This window comes from Streptomyces sp. NPDC048473 (genome assembly GCF_043200155.1).
Taxonomy (GTDB): Bacteria; Actinomycetota; Actinomycetes; order Streptomycetales; family Streptomycetaceae; genus Streptomyces.
The window spans coordinates 41,082-62,703 of the sequence record NZ_JBICXE010000014.1 but is presented as its reverse complement, the minus strand read 5'-3'; the positions used below and the strand labels follow the sequence as shown (position 1 = coordinate 62,703).

General features: G+C 70.7%; 17 protein-coding genes. 4 read left to right on the top strand and 13 right to left on the bottom strand.

Going from position 1 to position 21,622, the window contains the following annotated elements; all coding sequences use genetic code 11:
- Positions 1-35 precede the first annotated feature (35 nt).
- The 4 genes from ACGFU7_RS22655 to hrcA all read right to left on the bottom strand — a co-directional run bounded on the left by ACGFU7_RS22655 (position 36) and on the right by hrcA (position 4,132).
- On the bottom strand, positions 36-782 hold the full coding sequence (locus ACGFU7_RS22655) for a 16S rRNA (uracil(1498)-N(3))-methyltransferase (protein WP_393697808.1): 747 nt from the start codon (positions 780-782) through the stop codon (positions 36-38).
- Positions 779-1,855 carry a nitronate monooxygenase gene (locus ACGFU7_RS22650; RefSeq protein ID WP_393697807.1) on the bottom strand — a complete coding sequence of 359 codons (1,077 nt, stop codon included), beginning with the start codon at positions 1,853-1,855 and terminating at the stop codon, positions 779-781. Before ACGFU7_RS22650 ends, ACGFU7_RS22655 begins: the two co-directional genes overlap by 4 nt.
- A gap of 123 nt (positions 1,856-1,978) precedes the next feature.
- Positions 1,979-3,115, bottom strand: coding sequence for a molecular chaperone DnaJ (gene dnaJ, locus ACGFU7_RS22645; protein WP_393697806.1), 1,137 nt, complete (start codon positions 3,113-3,115; stop codon positions 1,979-1,981).
- A complete protein-coding gene (gene hrcA, locus ACGFU7_RS22640) occupies positions 3,116-4,132 on the bottom strand; it encodes a heat-inducible transcriptional repressor HrcA (protein ID WP_072483581.1) in 1,017 nt (338 codons plus the stop codon). It abuts the gene before it with no gap.
- Positions 4,133-4,329: 197 nt separating this feature from the next.
- Here hrcA and ACGFU7_RS22635 point away from each other — a divergent pair, with 197 nt between their 5' ends.
- Both ACGFU7_RS22635 and ACGFU7_RS22630 read left to right on the top strand, forming a co-directional pair.
- Positions 4,330-5,052: an MBL fold metallo-hydrolase gene (locus ACGFU7_RS22635; protein WP_393697805.1), complete on the top strand. Its 723-nt coding sequence runs from the start codon at positions 4,330-4,332 to the stop codon at positions 5,050-5,052.
- A 25-nt stretch (positions 5,053-5,077) separates the two neighbouring features.
- On the top strand, positions 5,078-5,899 hold the full coding sequence (locus ACGFU7_RS22630; RefSeq protein ID WP_393697804.1) for a DUF3097 domain-containing protein: 822 nt from the start codon (positions 5,078-5,080) through the stop codon (positions 5,897-5,899).
- Between the two features lie 71 nt (positions 5,900-5,970).
- On the opposite strand, the gene hemW is transcribed toward ACGFU7_RS22630, so the two are convergent.
- From hemW to lepA, 4 genes are all read right to left on the bottom strand, one after another.
- The gene (gene hemW, locus ACGFU7_RS22625) at positions 5,971-7,212 is read right to left on the bottom strand and encodes a radical SAM family heme chaperone HemW (protein WP_393697803.1); all 1,242 of its coding nucleotides are present in this window, start codon (positions 7,210-7,212) and stop codon (positions 5,971-5,973) included.
- Between the two features lie 85 nt (positions 7,213-7,297).
- Positions 7,298-9,226, bottom strand: coding sequence for a SpoIIE family protein phosphatase (locus ACGFU7_RS22620; protein ID WP_393697925.1), 1,929 nt, complete (start codon positions 9,224-9,226; stop codon positions 7,298-7,300).
- 206 nt (positions 9,227-9,432) lie between these two features.
- Positions 9,433-11,322 carry an AMP-dependent synthetase/ligase gene (locus ACGFU7_RS22615; RefSeq protein ID WP_393697802.1) on the bottom strand — a complete coding sequence of 630 codons (1,890 nt, stop codon included), beginning with the start codon at positions 11,320-11,322 and terminating at the stop codon, positions 9,433-9,435.
- A gap of 363 nt (positions 11,323-11,685) precedes the next feature.
- Entirely contained in the window at positions 11,686-13,560 is a 1,875-nt protein-coding gene (gene lepA / locus ACGFU7_RS22610) for a translation elongation factor 4 (RefSeq protein ID WP_393697801.1), read from the bottom strand.
- A gap of 215 nt (positions 13,561-13,775) precedes the next feature.
- On the opposite strand from lepA, the gene rpsT reads away from it, so the two are divergent.
- Positions 13,776-14,042, top strand: a complete 267-nt coding sequence (gene rpsT / locus ACGFU7_RS22605; protein ID WP_093897085.1) for a 30S ribosomal protein S20 — start codon at positions 13,776-13,778, stop codon at positions 14,040-14,042.
- Between the two features lie 273 nt (positions 14,043-14,315).
- Here rpsT and holA read toward each other — a convergent pair whose 3' ends face one another.
- The gene (gene holA / locus ACGFU7_RS22600) at positions 14,316-15,302 is read right to left on the bottom strand and encodes a DNA polymerase III subunit delta (protein WP_389990636.1); all 987 of its coding nucleotides are present in this window, start codon (positions 15,300-15,302) and stop codon (positions 14,316-14,318) included.
- A 77-nt stretch (positions 15,303-15,379) separates the two neighbouring features.
- Here holA and ACGFU7_RS22595 point away from each other — a divergent pair, with 77 nt between their 5' ends.
- Positions 15,380-15,625, top strand: a complete 246-nt coding sequence (locus ACGFU7_RS22595) for a hypothetical protein (RefSeq protein WP_393697800.1) — start codon at positions 15,380-15,382, stop codon at positions 15,623-15,625.
- Positions 15,626-15,733: 108 nt separating this feature from the next.
- Here the strand turns inward: ACGFU7_RS22595 and ACGFU7_RS22590 are convergent, their stop codons facing one another.
- The 4 genes from ACGFU7_RS22590 to ACGFU7_RS22575 form a co-directional block, all read right to left on the bottom strand.
- The gene (locus tag ACGFU7_RS22590) at positions 15,734-16,618 is read right to left on the bottom strand and encodes a YceI family protein (RefSeq protein WP_393697799.1); all 885 of its coding nucleotides are present in this window, start codon (positions 16,616-16,618) and stop codon (positions 15,734-15,736) included.
- 223 nt (positions 16,619-16,841) lie between these two features.
- Positions 16,842-19,415, bottom strand: a complete 2,574-nt coding sequence (locus tag ACGFU7_RS22585) for a ComEC/Rec2 family competence protein (protein WP_393697798.1) — start codon at positions 19,413-19,415, stop codon at positions 16,842-16,844.
- Positions 19,412-20,065 carry a helix-hairpin-helix domain-containing protein gene (locus ACGFU7_RS22580; RefSeq protein ID WP_393697797.1) on the bottom strand — a complete coding sequence of 218 codons (654 nt, stop codon included), beginning with the start codon at positions 20,063-20,065 and terminating at the stop codon, positions 19,412-19,414. The genes ACGFU7_RS22585 and ACGFU7_RS22580 overlap by 4 nt, the downstream gene beginning before the upstream one ends.
- A gap of 625 nt (positions 20,066-20,690) precedes the next feature.
- Positions 20,691-21,536, bottom strand: coding sequence for a DegV family protein (locus ACGFU7_RS22575; protein WP_393697796.1), 846 nt, complete (start codon positions 21,534-21,536; stop codon positions 20,691-20,693).
- Positions 21,537-21,622: the final 86 nt, after the last annotated feature.

The following is a 21,622-nucleotide window of genomic DNA, read 5'->3' as shown; positions in this document are numbered from 1 at the left end:
ACGCCCAGCGGCCTGTGCGCCCCGGCAGAGGGGGCTTACGCCCAGCGGCCTGTGCGCCCCAGCAGCAGTGCCGTCGCCGCCGTGCCCGCCGTCGAGGTGCGCAGGACGGACGTTCCGAGCCGGCAGGTCCGGGCGCCCGCCGCGGCGAAGGCCGCCAGTTCGTCCGGCGACACACCGCCCTCGGGGCCGACGACCAGCACGATCTCGCCCTGGGTGGGGAGCTGGACGGTGGCCAGCGGCTCACTGTCGTAGCCCCGGTCCTCGTGCAGGACGGCGGCGAAGTCCGCCGTGGCCAGAAGTGCGGCAACCTGATTGGTCGTCAGTGCGTCCGCCACCTCGGGGAAGCGCACCCGGCGCGACTGCTTGCCCGCTTCCCGGGCGGTGTTGCGCCATTTCGCGAGGGACTTGAGGCCGCGGTCGCCCTTCCACTGCGTGATGCAGCGCGATGCCTGCCAGGGCACGATCGCGTCGACACCGGTCTCCGTCATCGTCTCGACGGCGACCTCGCCGCGATCACCCTTGGGCAGGGCCTGTACGACGGTGATACGGGGTGTGGGCCACGGCTCCTCGTGGGCCGTCGCCAGGCCGGCGACCACGAGCCGGTCCTTGCCCTCGGCGGTCCTGACGACGCCTTCCGTCCAACGGCCTTGGCCGTCCGTCAGCACGACGTCCTCACCGGCGTGCAGCCGCTTCACCGATACGGCGTGCCGTCCCTCGGGTCCTTCCAGGACGAACTCGGGCCCGTCGGGGACCTGTTCGACGACGAAGACCGGTGCGGTCACTGCGTACTCCCTGTGCTCACTGCCGCCCGTGCGGCGTCCAGTTCTTCGGCGAGCAGTCCGACCAGCCGGCCGGCGGGCAGCTCGCGTGCCATCCGATGCCCCTGCCCCGCCCACAGTGCCATGCCCTGGGCGTCCCCGGCCTTTGCTGCCGCCTTGCGCAGCCCGGCCGTCAGATAGTGGACCTGCGGGTAGGCGGCGGGGGCGTACGGACCGTGCTCGCGCATGAAGCGGTTGACCAGGCCGCGAGCCGGGCGGCCGGAGAACGCCCGAGTCAGGGCGGTCCGTACGAACAGCGGGTTGGTCAGTGCCTGCTTGTGCAGCAGATTCGCCCCGGACTCGGGGCAGATGAGGAACGCCGTGCCGAGCTGCGCCGCCTGGGCACCCGCGGCGAGCACCGCGGCAATCTGCGCCCCGCGCATCAGCCCGCCCGCGGCGATGACCGGCACCTGAACGGTCTCGCGGACCTGGGACACCAGGGAGAGCAGTCCGATCCCGGTGCCGTCGGTCTGCGGGTCGTCGCGGTGGGTGGACTGGTGGCCGCCCGCCTCTATGCCCTGGACACAGACCGCGTCGGCGCCCGCCCACTGCGCGGCCTGGGCCTCCTCGGGCGTGGTGACCGTCACGACGGTGTACGTGCCCACGCCGGCGAACGCGTCGAGGGTGTCGCGGGTCGGGCAGCCGAAGGTGAACGAGACGGCCGGGACCGGGTCGTCCAGGAGGATGGCGAGCTTGGCCTCGTAGCCGTCGTCACCGCCGCTGGAGTCCGGGTCGTCGAGCGGGGTCTCGTACCAGGCGGCCTCACCGGCGAGCTGATGCCGGTACACCTCGACGGCGCTCGGGTCGGCGAGACCCGGCTGCGGCATGAAGAGATTGACGCCGAACGGCTGACCGGTCAGCCCGCGCACCTGTTTGATCTCGTTGTACATGCCGTCCGCCGTCTTGTACCCGGCGGCGAGGAAGCCCAGTCCGCCCGCATCGGCGACGGCCGCGACGAGCTGCGGACAGGACACACCACCCGCCATCGGGGCCTGCACGATCGGATACCGGCAGAGATCGGTCAACACGGATGACATGACCGCATCGTGTCACGTCCTGCGCGCCTCGGCGTGCGCGGCCTGCGGTCCACTTTGTCCCCAAACGCCGGACGGGCTCGGCAGGCGAGCCCGTCCGGCGGCAGGGAACGGTGTACGGGGCCGTCAGCGGCCGTTGAAGGCGTCCTTCAGCCGGGAGAACAGCCCCTGCTGCCCGGGCTGGAACTGGCCGGTGGGCCGCTCCTCACCGCGCAGCTTCGCCAGCTCCCGCAGCACTCGCTCCTGCTCCGGGTCCAGCTTCATCGGGGTCATCACCTCGACGTGCACGATCAGATCGCCGCGCCCGCCGCCCCGCAGATGCGTGATGCCGCGGCCGTGCAGCGGGACCGACTGGCCGGACTGGGTACCGGGCCGGATGTCGACCTCCTCCAGGCCGTCGAGCGTCTCCAGCGGCACCTTGGTGCCGAGCGCGCCCGCCGTCATGGGGATGGTGACCGTGCAGTGCAGATCGTCGCCGCGGCGCTGGAACACCGCGTGCGGCAGCTCGTGGATCTCGACGTACAGATCGCCGGCCGGGCCGCCACCGGGGCCGACCTCGCCCTCGCCCGCGAGCTGGATGCGGGTGCCGTTGTCGACACCGGCGGGGATCTTTACGGTGAGCGTGCGCCTGGACCGGATGCGGCCGTCGCCGGCGCACTCCGGGCACGGGGTCGGCACGACCGTACCGAAGCCCTGGCACTGCGGGCAGGGCCGCGAGGTCATGACCTGGCCCAGGAAGGACCGGGTGACCTGGGAGACCTCGCCGCGGCCGCGGCACATGTCACAGGTCTGGGCGGAGGTGCCGGGTGCGGCGCCCTCGCCGTTGCAGGTCGTACAGACGACGGCCGTGTCGACCTGGATGTCCTTGGTGGTGCCGAACGCGGCCTCGGCGAGATCGATCTCCAGCCGGATCATCGCGTCCTGGCCGCGCCGGGTGCGCGAACGGGGTCCGCGCTGCGACGACGTACCGAAGAACGCGTCCATGATGTCGGAGAAGTTGCCGAAGCCACCCTGTCCGAATCCGCCCGCGCCACCGCCGCCGGAGGCGGACAGCGGGTCACCGCCGAGGTCGTAGACCTGCTTCTTCTGCGGGTCCGACAACACCTCGTAGGCGGCGTTGATCTCCTTGAACCGCTCCTGGGTCTTCGGATCGGGGTTCACATCCGGATGCAGCTCGCGAGCGAGCCGCCGGAATGCCTTCTTGATCTCGTCCTGAGATGCGTCGCGGCGCACGCCGAGTACGGCGTAGTAGTCCGTGGCCATTTACGACTCCGCCAGGATCTGTCCGACGTAACGTGCCACTGCGCGTACCGCTCCCATCGTTCCGGGGTAGTCCATGCGGGTCGGTCCGACCACGCCGAGTTTGGCGACTGCTTCGTCGCCCGAACCGTAGCCGACCGCGACGACGGACGTGGAGTTGAGCCCCTCGTGGGCGTTCTCGTGCCCGATACGTACGGTCATGCCCGAGTCCTTGGCCTCGCCGAGCAGCTTCAGCAGCACGACCTGCTCCTCCAATGCCTCCAGCACCGGCCGGATCATCACAGGGAAGTCGTGCCCGAAGCGGGTGAGGTTGGAGGTGCCGCCGATCATCAGCCGCTCCTCCGTCTCCTCGACGAGGGTTTCGAGCAGGGTGGAGAGCACGGTGGACACGGTTCCCCGGTCCTCGCTCTCGAAGGATTCCGGCAGATCCTGCACCAGCTGCGGGACGTCCGCGAAACGGCGTCCGACGACCCGGCTGTTCAGCCGGGCCCGCAGATCGGCGAGAGAGGTCTCACCGAACGGAGCGGGGCAGTCGATCATGCGCTGTTCGACCCGGCCGGTGTCCGTGATCAGCACGAGCATCAGCCGGGCGGCTGCCAACGACAGCAGCTCCACATGCCGGACCGTCGACCGGGTCAGCGAGGGGTACTGCACGATGGCGACCTGCCGGGTCAGCTGCGCGAGCAGCCGTACGGTGCGGCCCACGACATCGTCGAGGTCGACCGCGCCGTCGAGGAAATTGTGAATGGCCCGACGTTCCGGCGACGAGAGGGGCTTGACGCCCGCGAGCTTGTCGACGAAGAGCCGGTAGCCCTTGTCCGTCGGGATGCGTCCCGCACTGGTGTGGGGCTGGGCGATGAAGCCCTCGTCCTCCAGCACCGCCATGTCGTTGCGGACGGTGGCCGGGGAGACCCCCAGCTTGTGCCGCTCGGTGAGCGCCTTGGAACCCACGGGCTCCTCGGTGCCGACATAGTCCTGGACGATGGCGCGCAGCACTTCGAGTCTGCGTTCGCTGAGCATCGCGCACACCTCCAGCTGTGTTTCCTCGGTGGTTCTCGGGCCGTTCCTGCTTCATTCCCAGGAATCCGCCTGGCACTCTGTCCTCGCGAGTGCCAGCAATCCCCCGGTCAGTGTACGGCGGCCGAGTGGGGGCCTAGCAAGGGCGACCGGCCACGCTACCGCGAGACTGCGCAGGTCGTTGCCGATAGCGTCGCGGTATGGACGCCTCTTGGGAAGAGTTCGGCTGGGAGCGACTCGGTCACGGAGTGGGCCGGCGCCGCCTTCCCGGATGGGATGCGACAGTCGCACTGGTGGTCGGAGCGGATGGAGTGCTGCTCTACGACACCGGATCAACACTGCGCGAGGGTGCGGAAGTGCGGACCCAGGCACAGGCCCTGCTCGGCCGGAGGGTGACGCATATCGCACTCAGCCACCCCCACTTCGACCATGTACTGGGCACCGCCGCGTTCTCCGGCACCCAGGTGTACGGAGCGGTCGGCATGGTCGCGCTGCTGAAGCTCGGGGCGGACGATCTGCACGCCTCTGCGGTACGCCACGGAGTGTCCGAACACGATGCGGCGGAAGCCGCCGATGCGCTGGTGGCGCCGCACCATGAGGTGTGCGGCGAGTGGACGCTCGATCTGGGCGGCGGCCGTCAGGTGCTGCTGGCGGATGTGGGCCCGGCCCACAGCGGCCACGATCTGGCGGTGCTCGTCCCCGGCTCCCCCGCGGTGGTGCTCTGCGGCGACCTCGTCGAGGAGTCCGGCGAACCGCAGGCGGGCCACGACGCCGTCCCGTCCCGCTGGCCGGCCGCGCTGGACCGGCTGCTGGCGCTGGGCGGCGAGGACGCGGTGTACGTTCCGGGGCACGGAGCGGTGGTGGACGCGGCGTTCGTGCGGGACCAGCGCGACCGGCTGGCCATGCTCTTCGGCGTGTCGTGACCTGCTCTCGTCCTATCGTCATTTGATGCGCAGCTACCAGCCGGACCTGACCCCGCCGTGGAAGAAGTCCGCCCCCGTTCCCGAGGTCCCCGCCGAGCCCGATCTGGTCGTGGAGGAGGTCTCCACCGGATTCTGCGGTGCGGTGATCCGCTGCGAGAAGACGGCCCAGGGTCCGACGGTGACCTTGGAGGACCGCTTCGGCAAGCACCGGGTGTTCCCGATGGAACCGCGGGGCTTCCTGCTGGAGGGCCGGGTGGTCACACTCGTACGCCCGTCGGCGGCCGCTCCGGTACGCCCCGCGCGCACGGCCTCGGGTTCGGTCGCGGTCCCCGGGGCGCGGGCCCGGGTCGCACGTGCGGGCCGGATCTATGTGGAGGGCCGCCACGACGCGGAGCTGGTCGAGCGGGTCTGGGGTGACGATCTGCGGATCGAGGGCGTGGTCGTCGAGTATCTGGAGGGCATCGACGACCTCCCGGCCATCGTGCGCGAGTTCTCCCCCGGCCCGGACGCCAGGCTGGGCGTCCTGGTCGACCATCTGGTCCCCGGCTCCAAGGAGTCCCGGATCGCCTCCCAGGTCTCGGACGCGAACGTGCTGGTGGTCGGCCACCCCTACATCGACGTGTGGGAGGCGGTGAAGCCGTCGTCCGTGGGCGTCACCGCCTGGCCGGTGGTCCCGCGCGGCCAGGACTGGAAGACGGGCGTGTGCCGCGCGCTGGGCTGGCCCGAGAACACGGGCGCGGCCTGGCAGCGAATCCTGTCCACGGTGCGCTCGTACCGGGATCTGGAACCGGCACTGCTGGGCTCCGTGGAACACCTGATCGACTTCGTGACGGCGCCACCTCAGTAGCACCTCCGCCGGACCTCCCAGCCCCTCCGGCGCTTGAGGAGCGGGGTCCGGGGCAGAGCCCCGCGTGCCCCTCAGTCCACCAGATCCCGCACCACCGCATCCGCCAGCAACCGCCCCCGCAACGTCAGCACCGCCCGCCCCTCCCCGTACGGCACCCGCTCCAGCAGCCCGTCCTCCACCGCCCGCCCCGCCGCAGCCAGTCCGGCGGGCGCCAGCAGCGACAGCGGACACCCGTCGACCAGCCGCAGCTCCAGCAGAATCCGCTCCACCCGCCGGTCCTCCGCGGAGAGGATCTCCCGCCCGGCCCCCGGCGACCGTCCCTCGGCCAGAGCCTGCGCGTACGCCCCCGGATGCTTCACGTTCCACCAGCGCACCCCGCCGACATGGCTGTGCGCCCCGGGCCCGGCACCCCACCAGTCGGCACCCCGCCAGTACAGCTCGTTGTGCAGGCAGCGGCCCTCGGGCGTGCGGGACCAGTTCGACACCTCGTACCAGGAGAAACCCGCCGCGGCCATCGCCTCGTCCGCGATCAGATACCGGTCCGCGTGGGCATCGTCATCGGTCATCGGGATCTCGCCGCGCCGGATCCGCCGGGCCAGCTGAGTGCCCTCCTCGACGATCAGCGCGTACGCCGACACATGGTCCGGCCCCGCCCCGATCGCCGCGTCCAGCGAGGCCCGCCAGTCGTCGTCGGACTCCCCGGGCGTGCCGTAGATCAGATCGAGGTTCACGTGCTCGAAGCCCGCCTCCCGAGCCTCGGCGACACACGCCTCGGGCCGCCCCGGCGTATGCGTACGGTCCAGGATCTTCAGCACGTGCTGCCGTGCGCTCTGCATCCCGAACGAGATCCGGTTGAAGCCGCCCTCCCGCAGCTCGGCCAGATACGCCGGACCGACGGACTCCGGGTTGGCCTCGGTGGTGATCTCGGCATCGTCCGCGAGCCCGAACTCGTCGCGGATCGCCCCCAGCATCCGTACCAGGTCTCCGGCGGCCAGCAGGGTCGGCGTACCGCCGCCGACGAAGACCGTACGGACCGGACGCGGATCGTCGCCGAGGACCTTGCGGGCCTGGCGGACCTCGCCGATCAGATGGGCGGCGTAGTTGTCCCGGGAGGCCAGCGCACCGCCGGAGCCGCGCAGCTCGGTGGCGGTGTAGGTGTTGAAGTCGCAGTAGCCGCAGCGGGTGGCGCAGTAGGGCACATGCAGGTAGAAGCCGAGCGGCCGGTCGGCGGAGCCTTCCAGGGCATGGCGGGGCAGCGCCCCGTCGTCGGGTACGGGTTCACCATCGGGCAGTACGGAAGGCATACCGCCCATTGTCACTCGCCGCCGGGAACCTCCGAGCCACGCGCGAGATCGCAGACCGCCACCCGTCCCCGGGCGCACCGCCTCACCCGTACCCTCACCCCGCCTGCAGCACCAGCAGCGCCAGATCGTCATCGGGCGGCCGCTCGGCGAATTCGTGCACGGCCCGTTTGATCCGGTCCGCGATCCCGTCCGCCGACAGCCCGGCGCAGTCGGCCAGCGCCCGGGCCAGACCGTCCCCGTCGTCGAACATCAGCGCCCCGGAGCGCCGCTCCGTCACGCCGTCCGTGACACACAGCAGGCTGTCGCCCGGCGCCAGCTCGAAGCTCTGGCTCTCGTACGCGGCGTCGTCGAAGATGCCGAGCAGCATCTGCGGCTCGGCGGCCGGACGCACCTTGCCGTCGGGCCGCAGCAGCAGCGGCAGCGGGTGGCCGGCGCTGGCGAGGGTGCAGCGCACGCCGCCGCCGGGCAGCGGCACGAGTTCCCCGTACAGCAGGGAGAGAAAGCGGGACTGCCCGGTGTCCGCCGTCTGCTGGCCGCCCGCCGCGGCCACCATGAGCGCGGCCGCCTCGGCAGCCTCCATCGCATCGTCGAGGAGCAGCCGGTTGAGCCGGTCCAGCACCTCACCGACGCCGAACCCCTCACGGGCCAGCAACCGCAGCCAGGGCCGTGCGAGGCCGGTGACGACGGCGGCTTCGGGGCCACTGCCCTGCACATCGCCGAGGACGAAGCACCAGCGGTCGCCGGGGCACGGGAAGATGTCGTAGAAGTCACCGCCGACGACCCCGTCGTCGCTGGGTTCGTACACCAGTGAGCTGGTGACGCCGGGTATGTCGGCGACCTTGCTGGGCAGCAGTGCGCGTTGCAGGATGCGGCTGATGGTGGCCTGCCGGGTGTAGGCGCGGGCGGCACCGACGGCGAGGCCGACACGGCGTACGAAGTCCTCGATCAGGGCAGTCACTTCGTCGGGGACGCGTGCCATGCCCTCCCGGCCGAGGAGTACGGCGCCGAGTGTCCGGCCGCCCGATGTGATCCGGTAGGCGAGAGCGGATCCGGCGCGCCCCTCGGATTCCCCGCCGTCCTCCTCGCCCCCGGGCCAGGGCATGGAGACGGGCCCGGTGCCCACCCGCTCGGGCAGCCGGATCGGGTCCTGCTCCAGCACCGTACGCAGCTGCCCGGTCTCGGCCTCGTCCCGGTGCCAGACGCTGGCGAGCCGGGGGACGGCCGCGGGGCCGCCGTTCTCGGGCTCCAGCCAGATCGCGCACCAGTCGGCGAGTCTGGGCACCAGTAACTGCCCGGAGAGCGCCGCGACGATGTCCTCGTCGAGCTGGCCCGCGAGCAGGTCCGAGGCCTCGGCGAGGAACGAGAGCGCGCCACGGCCGGCCCAGTCCGCGTCGTCGCGCAGGGCCCGCCGGGCGCTGGGGGCGAGCAGTTCGGCGGCGCGCAGCCCCTGCTGGAATCCGGGCTCTGCCGACGGTTCGGGGAACGGGTTCCAGTCGTCGACGGGGAGCCGGGCCCAGACGGTCTTGAGGCCGGTGCGGTAGGTGATGCCCCAGCGCTCGGCGAGGGTGCCGACGAGCTGGAGCCCACGACCGTAGTCGGCGGGCTCCTCGGGGCCGGTGGGAGGCGCCTCGCCCTCCGCCGCGTCCGCCGCGCTGCCGGCCTCCGGGCGTTCGCTGCGCACGGCGCGGGCCGGGTGGTGGTCGGAGACCTCCAGCACCAGGGCCGCGGCCTCGTCCTCGGCGGCCTCCTCGAGCCGGCAGAGCAGCTCGACATTGGTCCCGGCGTGCACGACCGCATTGGTGACCAGTTCGCTGACGACGACCGCCGCATCATCGGCCAGACGTTCGCTGAAGCCCACGGCCGCCGGCAGTCCCAGCCCGGTCCACTCGGCGAGCGCTGCCTGGACGAACCGGCGGGCGGCGGAGGGCGCGAGGAGGTTTCCGGGCAGGGACGTACGGGCAACCGGCCGCGCATCCGCATGGCCGAGGGTGATACCGGGACGCTGAACGATGTCCCGCTGCAAGGGAACGGACCCCACGGTGCAGCTCCTGACCTGTTCTCGCTCTGTCTGTCTGTTCTCGTTCTGTTCTCGCTGGGCGCCGCTGACGACACCGACAGAGTGACAGATGGACCATGCTCATAAGCAACGAGTTGCCGAAGTGAGCAGAGAAAGTGAGCGGAGAAGAACGGAAGCAGCCGCACCGTGCGGCCGGTTGGCAGGGACCTGTATTACGCCTCGCGGGTCCCCGCGTACATGTCGTCGATGAGGCCCTTGTACTCACGCTCGACGACCGGCCGCTTCAGCTTGAGACTGGGCGTCAGCTCGCCGTGCTCGATATCGAGATCGCGGGGCAGCAGCCGGAACTTCTTGATGGTCTGCCAGCGCTGCAGCCCCTCGTTGAGCCGCTTCACATAGCCCTCGATGAGCGCAACGGCCTGCGGGGACGCCACCACTTCGGCGTACGGCTTCCCGCCCAGGCCGTTCTCGGCGGCCCAGCCGAGGATGGTCGGCTCGTCGAGTGAGATCAGGGCGGTGCAGAAGTTACGGTCCGCGCCGTGCACCAGGATGTTGGAGACGAACGGGCAGACCGCCTTGAACTGTCCCTCGACCTCCGCCGGGGCGATGTACTTGCCGCCGGACGTCTTGATCAGGTCCTTCTTGCGGTCGGTGATCCGGAGATAGCCGTCCACGGACAGCTCGCCGATGTCGCCGGTGTGGAACCAGCCGTCCGCCTCCAGCACCTCGGCGGTCTTCTCCGGGAGCCCCTGGTAGCCCTGCATCAGGCCGGGGCCGCGCAGCAGGATCTCGCCGTCGTCGGCGATCCGTACCTCGGTGCCGGGAAGCGGCTTGCCGACGGTGCCGGTGCGGTATGCCTCGCCCGGGTTGACGAAGGAGGCGGCACTGGTCTCGGTGAGGCCGTAGCCCTCCAGGATGTGGATGCCGGCGCCCGCGAAGAAGTAGCCGATGTCGGGGGCGAGCGCCGCGGAGCCGGAGACACAGGCGCGCAGCCGGCCGCCGAAGGCCTCGCGGATCTTGGCGAAGACGAGGGCGTCGGCGACCTTGTGCTTGGCACCGAGCGCGAACGGGACGGAGGCCGTGCCGGTGCGCCGGAAGTTGTCCTGCGAGACCGTCGCGTACTCGCGGGCGACCCCGGCCGCCCACTGGAAGATCTTGTACTTGGCCCCACCACCGGCCCGCGCCTTGGCGGCGACACCGTTGTAGACCTTTTCGAAGATACGGGGGACGGCGGCCATGTACGTCGGCTGGACCACCGGCAGATTCTCGATGATCTTGTCGACCCGGCCGTCGACGGCGGTGACGTGGCCGACCTCGATCTGGCCGGAGGTGAGGACCTTGCCGAAGACGTGCGCGAGCGGCAGCCAGAGGTACTGGACGTCGTCCTTGGTGATCAGGCCGGTCGCCACGGTGGCCTTGGCCATGTACGACCAGTTGTCGTGCGGCAGGCGTACGCCCTTGGGGCGGCCGGTGGTGCCCGAGGTGTAGATCAGGGTGGCCAGCTGGTCGGCCGTGATGGCGGCGACCCGCTCCTTGACCGCATCGGGGTTCTTCGCCAGGTGCTCGGCGCCGCGGGCTTCCAGATCGGCGAGGGTGAGCACCCAGCCCTCGGGGTCGCCCTCGGCGGGCTCGGCGCCCTCGGGGTCGATGACGACGACATGGGCGAGGTTCGGCAGCTCGGCACGGCGCTCGCGGGCCTTGGCCAGCTGGCCGGCGTCCTCGGCGATCAGGACCCGGCTCTCGGAGTCGGAGAGGATGAACGCCGACTCCTCGGCTTTGGTCGACGGATAGATCGTGGTGGTGGCAGCGCCCGCACACATCACACCGAGGTCGACGAGGATCCATTCCACTCGCGTACTGGCGGCGAGCGCGATCCGCTCCTCCGGCTGCACACCCAGACCGATGAGCCCTGCCGCGATGGCGTACACCCGCTCGGCGGCCTGTGCCCAGCTCAGCGACTTCCACTCATCGGGCCCCTCGCCGGCGGCCGTGGGGACGGGGTAGCGGTAGGCCTCCCCGTCCGGGGTGGCCGCCACGCGGTCGATGAAGAGGTTCGCCACGGAGGGCGGTCGGTTCTCGATCAAGGTCTGTGTGTCGCTCACGACATCCTCCGGGCCTGCGGCAGTGCTTCACGACCGGCTGCTGATTGCTGCTTGTTCCTACGTGTGTTCCCGCGCACTCCGTGCGCTTGGTCCTGCGGTGCCTGTCCTGCGGCGCCCGGTCTCGCTTGTTTAACTGGCGAGTAACTACGAGGCCGTGATCAGGGTAGAGCGCCCGCGTCCGCCGCGTAAGGGGCAATGGGCCGCCGCTTCATAACAAACGGGCCCCTGTGTCGCAGCACGCTGCGACACAGGGGCCCGTTGGGCTACCACCGAGTAGGGACGGACGGAGCAGGGGTGGCAGCCGGGGTGGGAGCTGCTTCTCGGCTCCACGGCGGAAGCTGCTTCCCGGCCCTGCGGCGGAAGCTACTTCTTGGCCTTGCTCTCCCCGCCCGACTCGTCCGTCGACAGCACGGCGATGAAGGCCTCCTGCGGCACCTCCACATTGCCGACCATCTTCATCCGCTTCTTGCCTTCCTTCTGCTTCTCCAGCAGCTTCCGCTTACGGGAGATGTCACCGCCGTAGCACTTGGCGAGGACGTCCTTGCGGATGGCGCGGACGGTCTCACGGGCGATGACCCGGGAGCCGATGGCGGCCTGGATCGGCACCTCGAAGTTCTGCCGCGGGATCAGCTCGCGCAGCTTGGCGACGAGCCGCACGCCGTACGCGTACGCCTTGTCCTTGTGCGTGACCGCGGAGAACGCGTCGACCTTGTCGCCGTGCAGCAGGATGTCGACCTTGACGAGCTGGGCGGACTGCTCGCCGGTGGGCTCGTAGTCGAGGGAGGCGTAACCCCGCGTCTTGGACTTCAGCTGGTCGAAGAAGTCGAAGACGATCTCGGCGAGCGGCAGGGTGTAGCGGATCTCGACCCGGTCCTCGGAGAGGTAGTCCATGCCGAGCAGGGTGCCGCGCCGGTTCTGGCAGAGCTCCATGATCGCGCCGATGAACTCGCTGGGGGCCAGGACCGTGGCGCGCACGACGGGCTCGTGCACCTTGTCGATCTTGCCCTCGGGGAATTCGCTCGGGTTGGTGACGGTGTGCTCGGTGCCGTCCTCCATCTCGACGCGGTAGACCACGTTGGGCGCGGTGGCGATGAGCTCGAGACCGAACTCGCGCTCCAGCCGCTCGCGGATCACATCGAGGTGGAGCAGGCCGAGGAAGCCGACGCGGAAGCCGAAGCCGAGCGCGGCGGAGGTCTCCGGCTCGTACACCAGGGCGGCGTCGTTGAGCTGGAGCTTGTCGAGCGCCTCGCGCAGGTCCGGGTAGTCCGAGCCGTCCAGCGGGTACAGACCAGAGAACACCATCGGCTTGGGGTCCTTGTAGCCGCCCAGCGCCTCGGTCGCGCCCTTGCTCAGGGAGGTGATGGTGTCACCGACCTTGGACTGCCGGACGTCCTTCACACCGGTGATGATGTAGCCCACTTCGCCCACACCGAGGCCGTCGGCCGGGGTCATCTCCGGGGAGGAGACCCCGATCTCCAGCAGCTCGTGGGTGGCGCCGGTGGACATCATCCTGATGCGCTCGCGCTTGTTGAGCTGACCGTCGACGACACGGACGTACGTGACGACGCCGCGGTACGAGTCGTAGACCGAGTCGAAGATCATCGCGCGGGCCGGGGCGTCGGCCTTGCCGATCGGGGCCGGGACGTCCTTGACCACCCGGTCGAGCAGCACATCTACGCCGACGCCGGTCTTCGCGGAGACCTTGAGTACGTCCTCCGGCTGGCAGCCGATGAGGTTGGCCAGCTCCTCGGAGAACTTCTCGGGCTGCGCGGCCGGCAGGTCAATCTTGTTGAGCACCGGGACGATGGTGAGGTCGTTCTCCATCGCCAGGTAGAGGTTGGCCAGCGTCTGGGCCTCGATGCCCTGCGCGGCGTCGACCAGCAGGACCGTGCCCTCGCAGGCGGCGAGCGAGCGGGAGACCTCGTAGGTGAAGTCCACGTGGCCCGGGGTGTCGATCATGTTGAGGATGTGGGTGCGGCCCTGGTCCTCGCCCGTGTTGGGTGCCCAGGGCAGACGTACCGCCTGGGACTTGATGGTGATGCCGCGCTCGCGCTCGATGTCCATCCGGTCGAGGTACTGAGCGCGCATCTGCCGCTGGTCGACCACGCCCGTCAGCTGAAGCATCCGGTCGGCAAGGGTCGACTTGCCGTGGTCGATGTGCGCGATGATGCAGAAGTTGCGGATCAGCGCCGGGTCGGTACGGCTCGGCTCGGGCACGTTGGTAGGAGTCGCGGGCACGCAGGGTCCTGATTCTTGAGACGCCGAACGCCGTGTCTCGGGTCGATGTCGGTTCGGTCGGATCGATACGTAGCCTCCATCGTCCCATGGTTGCGGGGCGGAGACCGGTTTGGGCCGGTCGGAGCGGGGCTGGTACCGTTGACAGCTGTGCCTCGCGACTCTCTCAGGCCGTGGGGCGCACATCGAAGATCCAACGAACCTGAAAAGGCTCTTTCGTGGCGAACATCAAGTCCCAGATCAAGCGGAACAAGACGAACGAGAAGGCGCGCCTGCGCAACAAGGCCGTCAAGTCCTCGCTCAAGACCGCTATCCGCAAGGCCCGTGAGGCTGCCGTCGCCGGTGACGTCGAGAAGGCCACCACGGCCGCTCGCGACGCCTCCCGCGCGCTCGACAAGGCTGTCTCGAAGGGTGTCATCCACAAGAACGCCGCCGCCAACAAGAAGTCGGCGCTGGCCTCCAAGGTTGCCTCCCTCCAGGGCTGAGCTTTCTGATGTAACCGCCGGAACGGATCAGCGGGCCCTCTCTCCCGCCCCTGCCCGGCCCCCGCGCCGCACACCGAACCTGCGTTCGCCACGCGGGTGCGGCGCACCAAGCGTGAACCGAAGGCCCCGGGCTTGCTCTCCCCAGAGCGAGGCCCGGGGCCTTCGGCGTACCCCCGTTCAGCCCGTCGAGGGCGTCCTCCCATGCCTTTGAGGCTATGGGAGATCGAGGACAAAGCGGCAGCCGGACGAACCCGGCACCCTCACCCCGCCCGGCTACCGCCCCGACCGCGCCGCCCTCGCCACCGCGACCACGGCCTTCTCCAACGCGTACTCCGGATCGTCGCCGCCTCCCTTGACGCCCGCGTCCGCATCCGCGACCGCCCGCAGTGCCACGGCCACCCCGTCCGGCGTCCACCCACGCATCTGCTGGCGCACCCGGTCGATCTTCCACGGCGGCATGCCCAGCTCACGGGCGAGGTCCGCGGGCCGCCCCCCACGCGCCGAGGACAGCTTTCCGATCGCCCGTACGCCCTGTGCCAGCGCACTGGTGATCAGCACGGGCGCCACCCCGGTCGACAGCGACCAGCGCAACGCCTCAAGCGCCTCCGCGGCCCGCCCCTCCACCGCGCGGTCGGCGACCGTGAAACTCGATGCCTCCGCGCGGCCCGTGTAGTAACGGGCGACGACCGCCTCGTCGATCGTGCCCTCGACATCCGCGACGAGCTGCGAGACCGCACTCGCCAGCTCCCGCAGATCGCTGCCGATGGAGTCGACCAGCGCCTGGCACGCCTCGGGGGTGGCCGAGCGCCCCAGCGCCCGGAACTCCGACCGTACGAACGAGAGCCGCTCGGCCGGCTTGGTCGTCTTGGGACACGCGACCTCCCGCGCCCCGGCCTTGCGCGCCGCGTCCAGCAGACCCTTGCCCTTGGCGCCGCCCGCATGCAGCAGAACGAGGGTGATCTCCTCGACCGGATCGCCGAGGTACGCCTTGACGTCCTTGATCGTGTCGGCGGAGAGATCCTGCGCATTGCGCACGATCACCACCTTGCGCTCGGCGAAGAGCGACGGGCTCGTCAGCTCGGCAAGGGTGCCGGGCTGGAGCTGGTCGGAAGCGAGGTCGCGGACGTCCGTGTCGGGGTCGGAGGCACGGGCTGCCGCCACCACCTGTTGCACGGCGCGGTCGAGGAGCAGGTCCTCCTGGCCCACGGCGAGCGTGAGGGGGGCGAGCGGATCGTCGGTGGAATTCCTTCTGGTGGCCATCGCCGTCCAGCATCCCACGCGCCACTGACACCCCCATCGCTGGAGCAACGGCGTACGCCGTACGGGAGAATGGGCAGGTGAGCGATGTGAGACATGTACTCGTGCTGCCCGACCGCGATGCCGCGGAGGAGGTGGCCGGAGAGCTCGGCGACCGTTTCGGGGTCGCCGAGGAGCCCCAGCTCGTACGCGACGCACTGGCCGGCGAGGACGATGCCGAGGACGCCCAGTGGCTGGTGGTCGTGGAGGACCCGTCGGGGCGGCTGGACGCCTCGTCGCTCGATGCGTTCGCCGCGGAGTACGACGGGTGGCTCGAAGCGCCCTAGAGGGGCGCCAGAGCACCTGTGAGCCCATGCCTGTGAGCTCGGGCCTGTGAGCTCGGGCCTGTGAGCTCGGGCCTGTGAGCTCGGGCCTGTGAGCTCGGGCCTGTGAGCTCAGCTCTTTGGGACGATCTGGATGTCCATGTCGATGGAGATGCTGGAGCCGACGGCCGCGATGCCGCGGGCCAGCATGGTCTGCCAGGTGAGGGTGAAGTCCTCGCGGTGCAGTTCCGTGGTGGCCCGGCAGGCGGCGCGGGTCTCGCCCTCCAGGCCGTTGCCCAGGCCGAGGTACTGAGTGTCCAGCGTGACCGTTCGGCTGACGCCGTGCAGCGTGAGCGCGCCGGTCACACCCCAGCGGGTGCCGCCGCGGTGGACGAAGCGGTCGCTGTAGAACTCCAGCGTCGGATAGCGCCCGACGTCGAGGAAGTCACTGGAGCGCAGATGGTCGTCGCGCATCTGGACGTTCGTGTCGATCGACGCGGCGTCGATGATCACGTGCATGGCCGAGTTCTCCATGCGGTCGGCGATCCGTACAGCACCGGCGAAGGTGTTGAACCGGCCGTGGATGCGCGCCATGCCGATGTGCCGGGCCGTGAAGCCGATCTGTGAGTGCATCGGCTCGACCTCCCACTCACCGGGGTCGGGCAGCTGCGGGGGCGCGGACAGTTGCAGGGTCACATCGCCGATGCTCGCGTGGCCGCTCTCGACGACCGTGGCCGCGCCGTGGAACGGGGTGAAGCCCTCGGCCGTGACGGCCAGCCGGTATTCGCCGGCCGGGACGGTGGCGAGGACATTGCCGTACGGGTCCGTCTCACCGCTGACGACCTTGCGGCCCACGCTGTCCGTGACCACGAACTCCGCCTGCTGCACGATCTCGTTGACGGGGTCGAGCACTCGGCAACTGAGCACTCCGGCGGTGCGCGGCACGTCAAGTCCCGTGAGAGCGTTGCCGCGCGCGGCACGCGTCGCTCCCCTGCTTCCCAGCCAACGGCCGAACATCTTCTACCTACCCCCGGGGGCGATTCACCTTGGGGCCTGACGGCTGGACGTCCTCGTCGGAGCAGCGGCCTACCGACGAGCATGCATTCGATCACTCTTGTGGCGTTCGAGGCAAACAGAGCAGCTCGCAGGAGCTTGGGTAGAGGTGTTACCGAAGGTCCGAATTGGCCGTTCCGCTTGCGTGCATCACTCATTCTGTGTGCGTCACCCATTCGGACAGTGCTCATGACCGGCCCACCGCCCGCAGCTCCGGTCCGGCACCCGTCACGGCGATCGCGCCGTCGATGTCCGTACGCAGCACCACCGCGCCGCCGGCTCTGAGCGCATCGACGGTGCGCGCGGCCGGGTGACCGTACGGGTTGTCCCTGCCCACGCTCACCAGGGCGAGTCTCGGGTGCGCGCTGCGCAGCAGAGCAGGGTCCTGGTGGGCGGAGCCATGATGGGCGACCTTGAGAACGTCCACCCGCGGCAGCGCGGGATACCTGCGCAACAGCCCCTGCTGGGCCGGAGGTTCGAGGTCGCCCAGGAGCAACAGGGTCAGCCCGCCGGTCCGGACGTACAGAGTGACACTGGCATCATTCGGCTCCTGCGGTACAGGCCCGGCCCCCGGTACCGCCGATGCGCCACCCGCCCCTGCGCCGCCCGCCGGCCAGAGGACCCGCCAGTCCAGCGGCCCGATCCGGCGGCGTTCACCGGGGACGGCCCGCACCAGGGGGACGCCCGACGCGGCAGCTGTTCTCCGTACGAACGCGACCTGGTCCGGCGGTTCGTCCAGGCTCGTCGTCTGGATAGCCCCCACCGCTCTGCCCCGCAGCACACCGGGCAACCCCCGCACATGGTCCGCGTGGAAGTGCGTGAGGACCAGGAGCGGCACCTCGGTGATGCCCAGGCCGCGCAGGCACCGGTCGGCGAGCCGGGGATCGGGACCGCTGTCGACGACCACACCCGTGCCGTCCCCCGCGGCCAGTACCAGGGCGTCACCCTGCCCCACGTCGCACATCGCGAACGCCCAGTCCGGCGGCGGCCATCCGGTCAGCACCCGGGTGAGCGGCACCGGGCGCAGCACCGCGAGGATCAGCAGCAGCGCGGCGGCCGAACAGATCCAGGGGTGGCGCACGATACGACGGGCGAACAGCACCACCAGAGCCGTCAGCGCGGTGAGCAGCAGCGCACCCTTCCCGCCGTCGGGCCAGTCGATCTCAGCCCCGGGCAGGGCCGCCCCGGTGCGGGCCACCGAGGCGATCCACCCGGCCGGCCACCCTGCGATCCGGGCGAGCAGCTCTGCCACCGGCATGGCCACCGGCGCCAGGGCGAGCGCGGCGAACCCGAGGACCGTGGCCGGCGCCACCGCGAACTCGGCCAGCAGATTGCACGGGATCGCCACCAGACTGACCCGGGAGGCGAGCAGCACGACGACCGGTGCGCACACCGCCTGCGCCGCGGCGGCCGCGGCCAGTGCCTCGGCAAGCCGGGGCGGAACCCGGCGCCGTTGCAGCGCGTCGCTCCACTTCGGGGCGATGGTGAGCAGGGCGCCGGTGGCCAGGACGGAGAGGACGAAGCCGTAACTGCGCGCCATCCACGGGTCGTACAGCACCAGCAGCAGAACCGCGGCGGCCAGCGCGGGGATCAGCGATCTGCGGCGCCCCGTGCCGATGGCGAGCAGGGTGATCAGTCCGCAGGCCGCGGACCGCAGCACGCTCGGCTCGGGCCGGCAGACGATGACGAAGGCGAGTGTGAGCCCGCCGCCGAGCAACGCCGTCATCCGCAACGAGATCCCCAACCGGGGCGCCAGACCCCGGCGTTCGACGCGCGATGCTGTGCCCGGCGGTCCGATCAGGAGAACGAGCAGGATCGCCAGGTTGGCACCGGAGACCGCCATCAGGTGGGTGAGGTCGGCCGCCTGGAAGGCATCGTGCAGTTCGGGGGTGACCCGTGAGGTGTCGCCGACCACCAGGCCCGGCAGCAGCGCCCGCGCATCGGGATCCAGCCGCTCGGTCGCCTGCCGCAGACCGCCGCGCAGAACACCCGCCGTGCGCTGGAGGAAGGAAGGAGGCCCGGTGATGCGGGGCGGGCCTTTGCCCTCGGGCCGCAGTACGGCAGCATTGCGCTCCCCTTCGTGCAATGGTGGCGCCAGTCGGCCGCCTACGTGCAGTCGCGTGGATGGAAGCAACTGCTGCCACTGCGCCATCGATCCGCCGGGCGAGACGATCAGCAGCACCGGTGTACGCAGCCGGGTGGCCGCACCGTCAGGCCCGGTCAGCCGCGTGATCTCGGCGTCCATGAGGAGCGAGGCGGGCGTGCTGTGGTCGCCTCGCACCCGGGGCCGGGTCTGCCGGGCGTCGGACGTCACCGTCACTTCCGCCTCGACAGTCGCGAACCGCTGGGCGAGCCCATGGATCGACCCCTGCCGTACGTCCGCGCCGTACAATCCGGCCGACACGGCCCCGGCCGCCGCGCAGAGCAGCGCGGCAGCAGTGGCGGCCGCGGTGGTGCGCGGCCGCCGCCGGTTGTGTACCGCGCTCTCGTCATCTGCCACCCCTCCCCCGGTGTCGGCCGAAAGCCGGCGCATCGCACGGGTCGCCGATACTCCCGACATCGCCAGGAGCACCATGGCTGCACCGATGCAGAGCATCACGCCCGCCGTCGTCCACCGCCCCGGCGTACTCAGCGCGAGGGCCGCTCCGGCCCAGGCCGCCATGGCCGGCGGGACCAGCCGGAGGTCGACCGGGCCCTCCTGCCGCGGGTCGGAGGCACCCAGCCGCCTGCCCGACGCCTCATGGACGTCCGGGAGGCTCATGGCCCCACCAGCGGTTGCAGGTCGGCGAACCGGCGGTCACCGATCCCGTTGACCTCGCGGAGTTCATCGACGGAACGGAAACCGCCGTGCTGGGTGCGGTAGTCGACGATGTGCTGGGCGAGAACCGGGCCGACACCGGGCAGGGTGTCGAGTTGTTCGACGGTCGCGCGGTTGAGGCTGACCGGCCCGGTCGTGGGGCTGCCACCGCCGCCCGTAGTGGCTCCTCCCGTACTGCTGCTGGTGGCAGGAGGGCCGGGCGGGGCGCCCACCACGATCTGTTCCCCGTCCATGAGTACCCGCGCCCGGTTGAGCCCGGTGAGGTCGACACCGGGCCGGGCCCCGCCCGCCGCACGCAGCGCATCGGCGACCCTTGCGCCGGACGGCAGTTGATGGATCCCCGGCCTTCGCACCTTCCCGCTCACGTCGACGACGATGTGCCCGCCCGGCCCCGTCGTGAGTGGCGGCCCCGGTGACGGCTCCGGCACTCCGGCGTCCTCCGGCGCCGGGGCCGATGTCCGGGCGTGCGCAGCCTCGTTGACCGGATCAGGAGCGCGTACGGAGTGGGGGCGCACGGACCAGAAATGCACCGCGGCGAAGGCTGCGGCCGCGATCAGGACAACGGCCAGTGCGGCGAGGGCCTTTGGCTCCAAACCGCATCTGAGCTGCAGCCACACCGGAACCCGCTCCCGCAGTGCCGGAACCAGCCTCTCCCACCGCCCCGGCATCCCGGAGACGGCCGCCGGAGCCGAGGTCGGGGTCGAGGTCGAGGCCGGAATCGAGGCCGGGATCGAGGTCTGGGCTGAGGTCGGCGCCGTAGACGTAGCCGTAGCCGTAGCCGTAGCGGGACTTGGCGTCGGGGGCGGGCTCGGGGCCAGGGGCAGGCTCGGCGTCGAGGGCGGTCTCGGGGCCGAGACCGGAGCGGGAGCCGGAGCGGGAGCGGGGGCCGCGGCCACTCCCAGCACAAGCCGCGCGACCCGTCCGCCGTACGCACCTCCCATGAGGGCGTCCGCCCGACGGCGCGAAGCCGCCGCTACGACGTCCGCACGCCCACGCGACGGCCGTCGCCGTCCAGGTCCGAGGCCGGGACTGCTACCGGCGCGGCCGGGGCCGCTTCCGCTGGTTGCACGATGTGATCGGGGAGCCATGCCTCACGACGGTAGGCACATCAGCCCGAACCCGCTGAGCAGGCCCAAATTCAGTGGACAACCGACCAGTTGTGGATAACTCGACCACCCCGAGGGGCGGGAGCCAGGAACCAAGGCCGGTGCATCGGGTTCAGCGCGGCGAAACCACTGCCCCGAGCAGACCGGGCCCGGTGTGCGCACCGATCACCGCGCCCACCTCGCTGACATGCAGATCGACCAACCCCGGCACTCGCTCACGCAGCCGCCCGGCGAGCCGCTCGGCCCGCTCGGGTGCCGCCAGGTGATGCACGGCGATGTCCACCCGGCCGCTGCCCGCCCGTTCCGCGACGATCTCCTCCAGGCGCGCGATCGCCTTCGAGGCCGTCCGTACCTTCTCCAGCAGTTCGATACGGCCACCGTCCAGTTGGAGCAGCGGCTTCACGGCGAGTGCCGATCCCAGCAGAGCCTGCGCGGCACCGATACGACCGCCGCGGCGCAGATAGTCCAGCGTGTCGACGTAGAAATACGCGGAGGTGCCCGCTGCCCGCTTCTCCGCGGCTGCGACGGCCTCGTCCAGGCTTCCGCCCGCCTCCGCCGTTTCCGCCGCCGCCAGGGCGCAGAATCCAAGGGCCATCGCGACCATCCCGGTGTCCACCACCCGTACCGGAACCGGTGCGTCCTTCGCCGCGAGCAGAGCGGCGTCGTACGTACCCGAGATCTCGGCCGAGAGGTGCAGCGAGACGATGCCGCGGGCTCCGGCCTCGGCCGCCGCCCGGTACGCGGCGGCGAATACCTCCGGGCTGGGCCGGGAAGTCGTCACGGGGCGACGCTTCTGGAGCGCCACCGCGAGGGAACGGGCCGAGATCTCGGTGCCGTCCTCCAGAGCCTGATTACCGAGGACGACGGTCAGCGGCACCGCGGTGATGCCGTGCCGCTCCATCGCCTCGGGCGGCAGGTAGGCCGTGGAATCGGTGACGATCGCGACATGGCGGGACATGAGCGGGAGGTTACCTGGCGAGTCAGCAGCCCGGCAGTCCGACCCCGACCGAATGATCGCTCCCGATCGCTTCGGACCGCATCCTG

Bases quoted from the DNA above. Each gene is read 5' to 3' on its own strand.
- ACGFU7_RS22630 (WP_393697804.1), top strand. From the start codon at position 5,078: ATGCGCAGCTACCAGCCGGACCTGACCCCGCCGTGGAAGAAGTCCGCC.
- holA (WP_389990636.1), bottom strand. From the start codon at position 15,302: ATGGCCACCAGAAGGAATTCCACCGACGATCCGCTCGCCCCCCTCACG.
- ACGFU7_RS22635 (WP_393697805.1), top strand. From the start codon at position 4,330: ATGGACGCCTCTTGGGAAGAGTTCGGCTGGGAGCGACTCGGTCACGGA.
- ACGFU7_RS22650 (WP_393697807.1), bottom strand. From the start codon at position 1,855: ATGTCATCCGTGTTGACCGATCTCTGCCGGTATCCGATCGTGCAGGCC.
- dnaJ (WP_393697806.1), bottom strand. From the start codon at position 3,115: ATGGCCACGGACTACTACGCCGTACTCGGCGTGCGCCGCGACGCATCT.
- hemW (WP_393697803.1), bottom strand. From the start codon at position 7,212: ATGGGCGGTATGCCTTCCGTACTGCCCGATGGTGAACCCGTACCCGAC.
- ACGFU7_RS22590 (WP_393697799.1), bottom strand. From the start codon at position 16,618: ATGTTCGGCCGTTGGCTGGGAAGCAGGGGAGCGACGCGTGCCGCGCGC.
- ACGFU7_RS22585 (WP_393697798.1), bottom strand. From the start codon at position 19,415: ATGAGCCTCCCGGACGTCCATGAGGCGTCGGGCAGGCGGCTGGGTGCC.
- ACGFU7_RS22575 (WP_393697796.1), bottom strand. From the start codon at position 21,536: ATGTCCCGCCATGTCGCGATCGTCACCGATTCCACGGCCTACCTGCCG.
- hrcA (WP_072483581.1), bottom strand. From the start codon at position 4,132: ATGCTCAGCGAACGCAGACTCGAAGTGCTGCGCGCCATCGTCCAGGAC.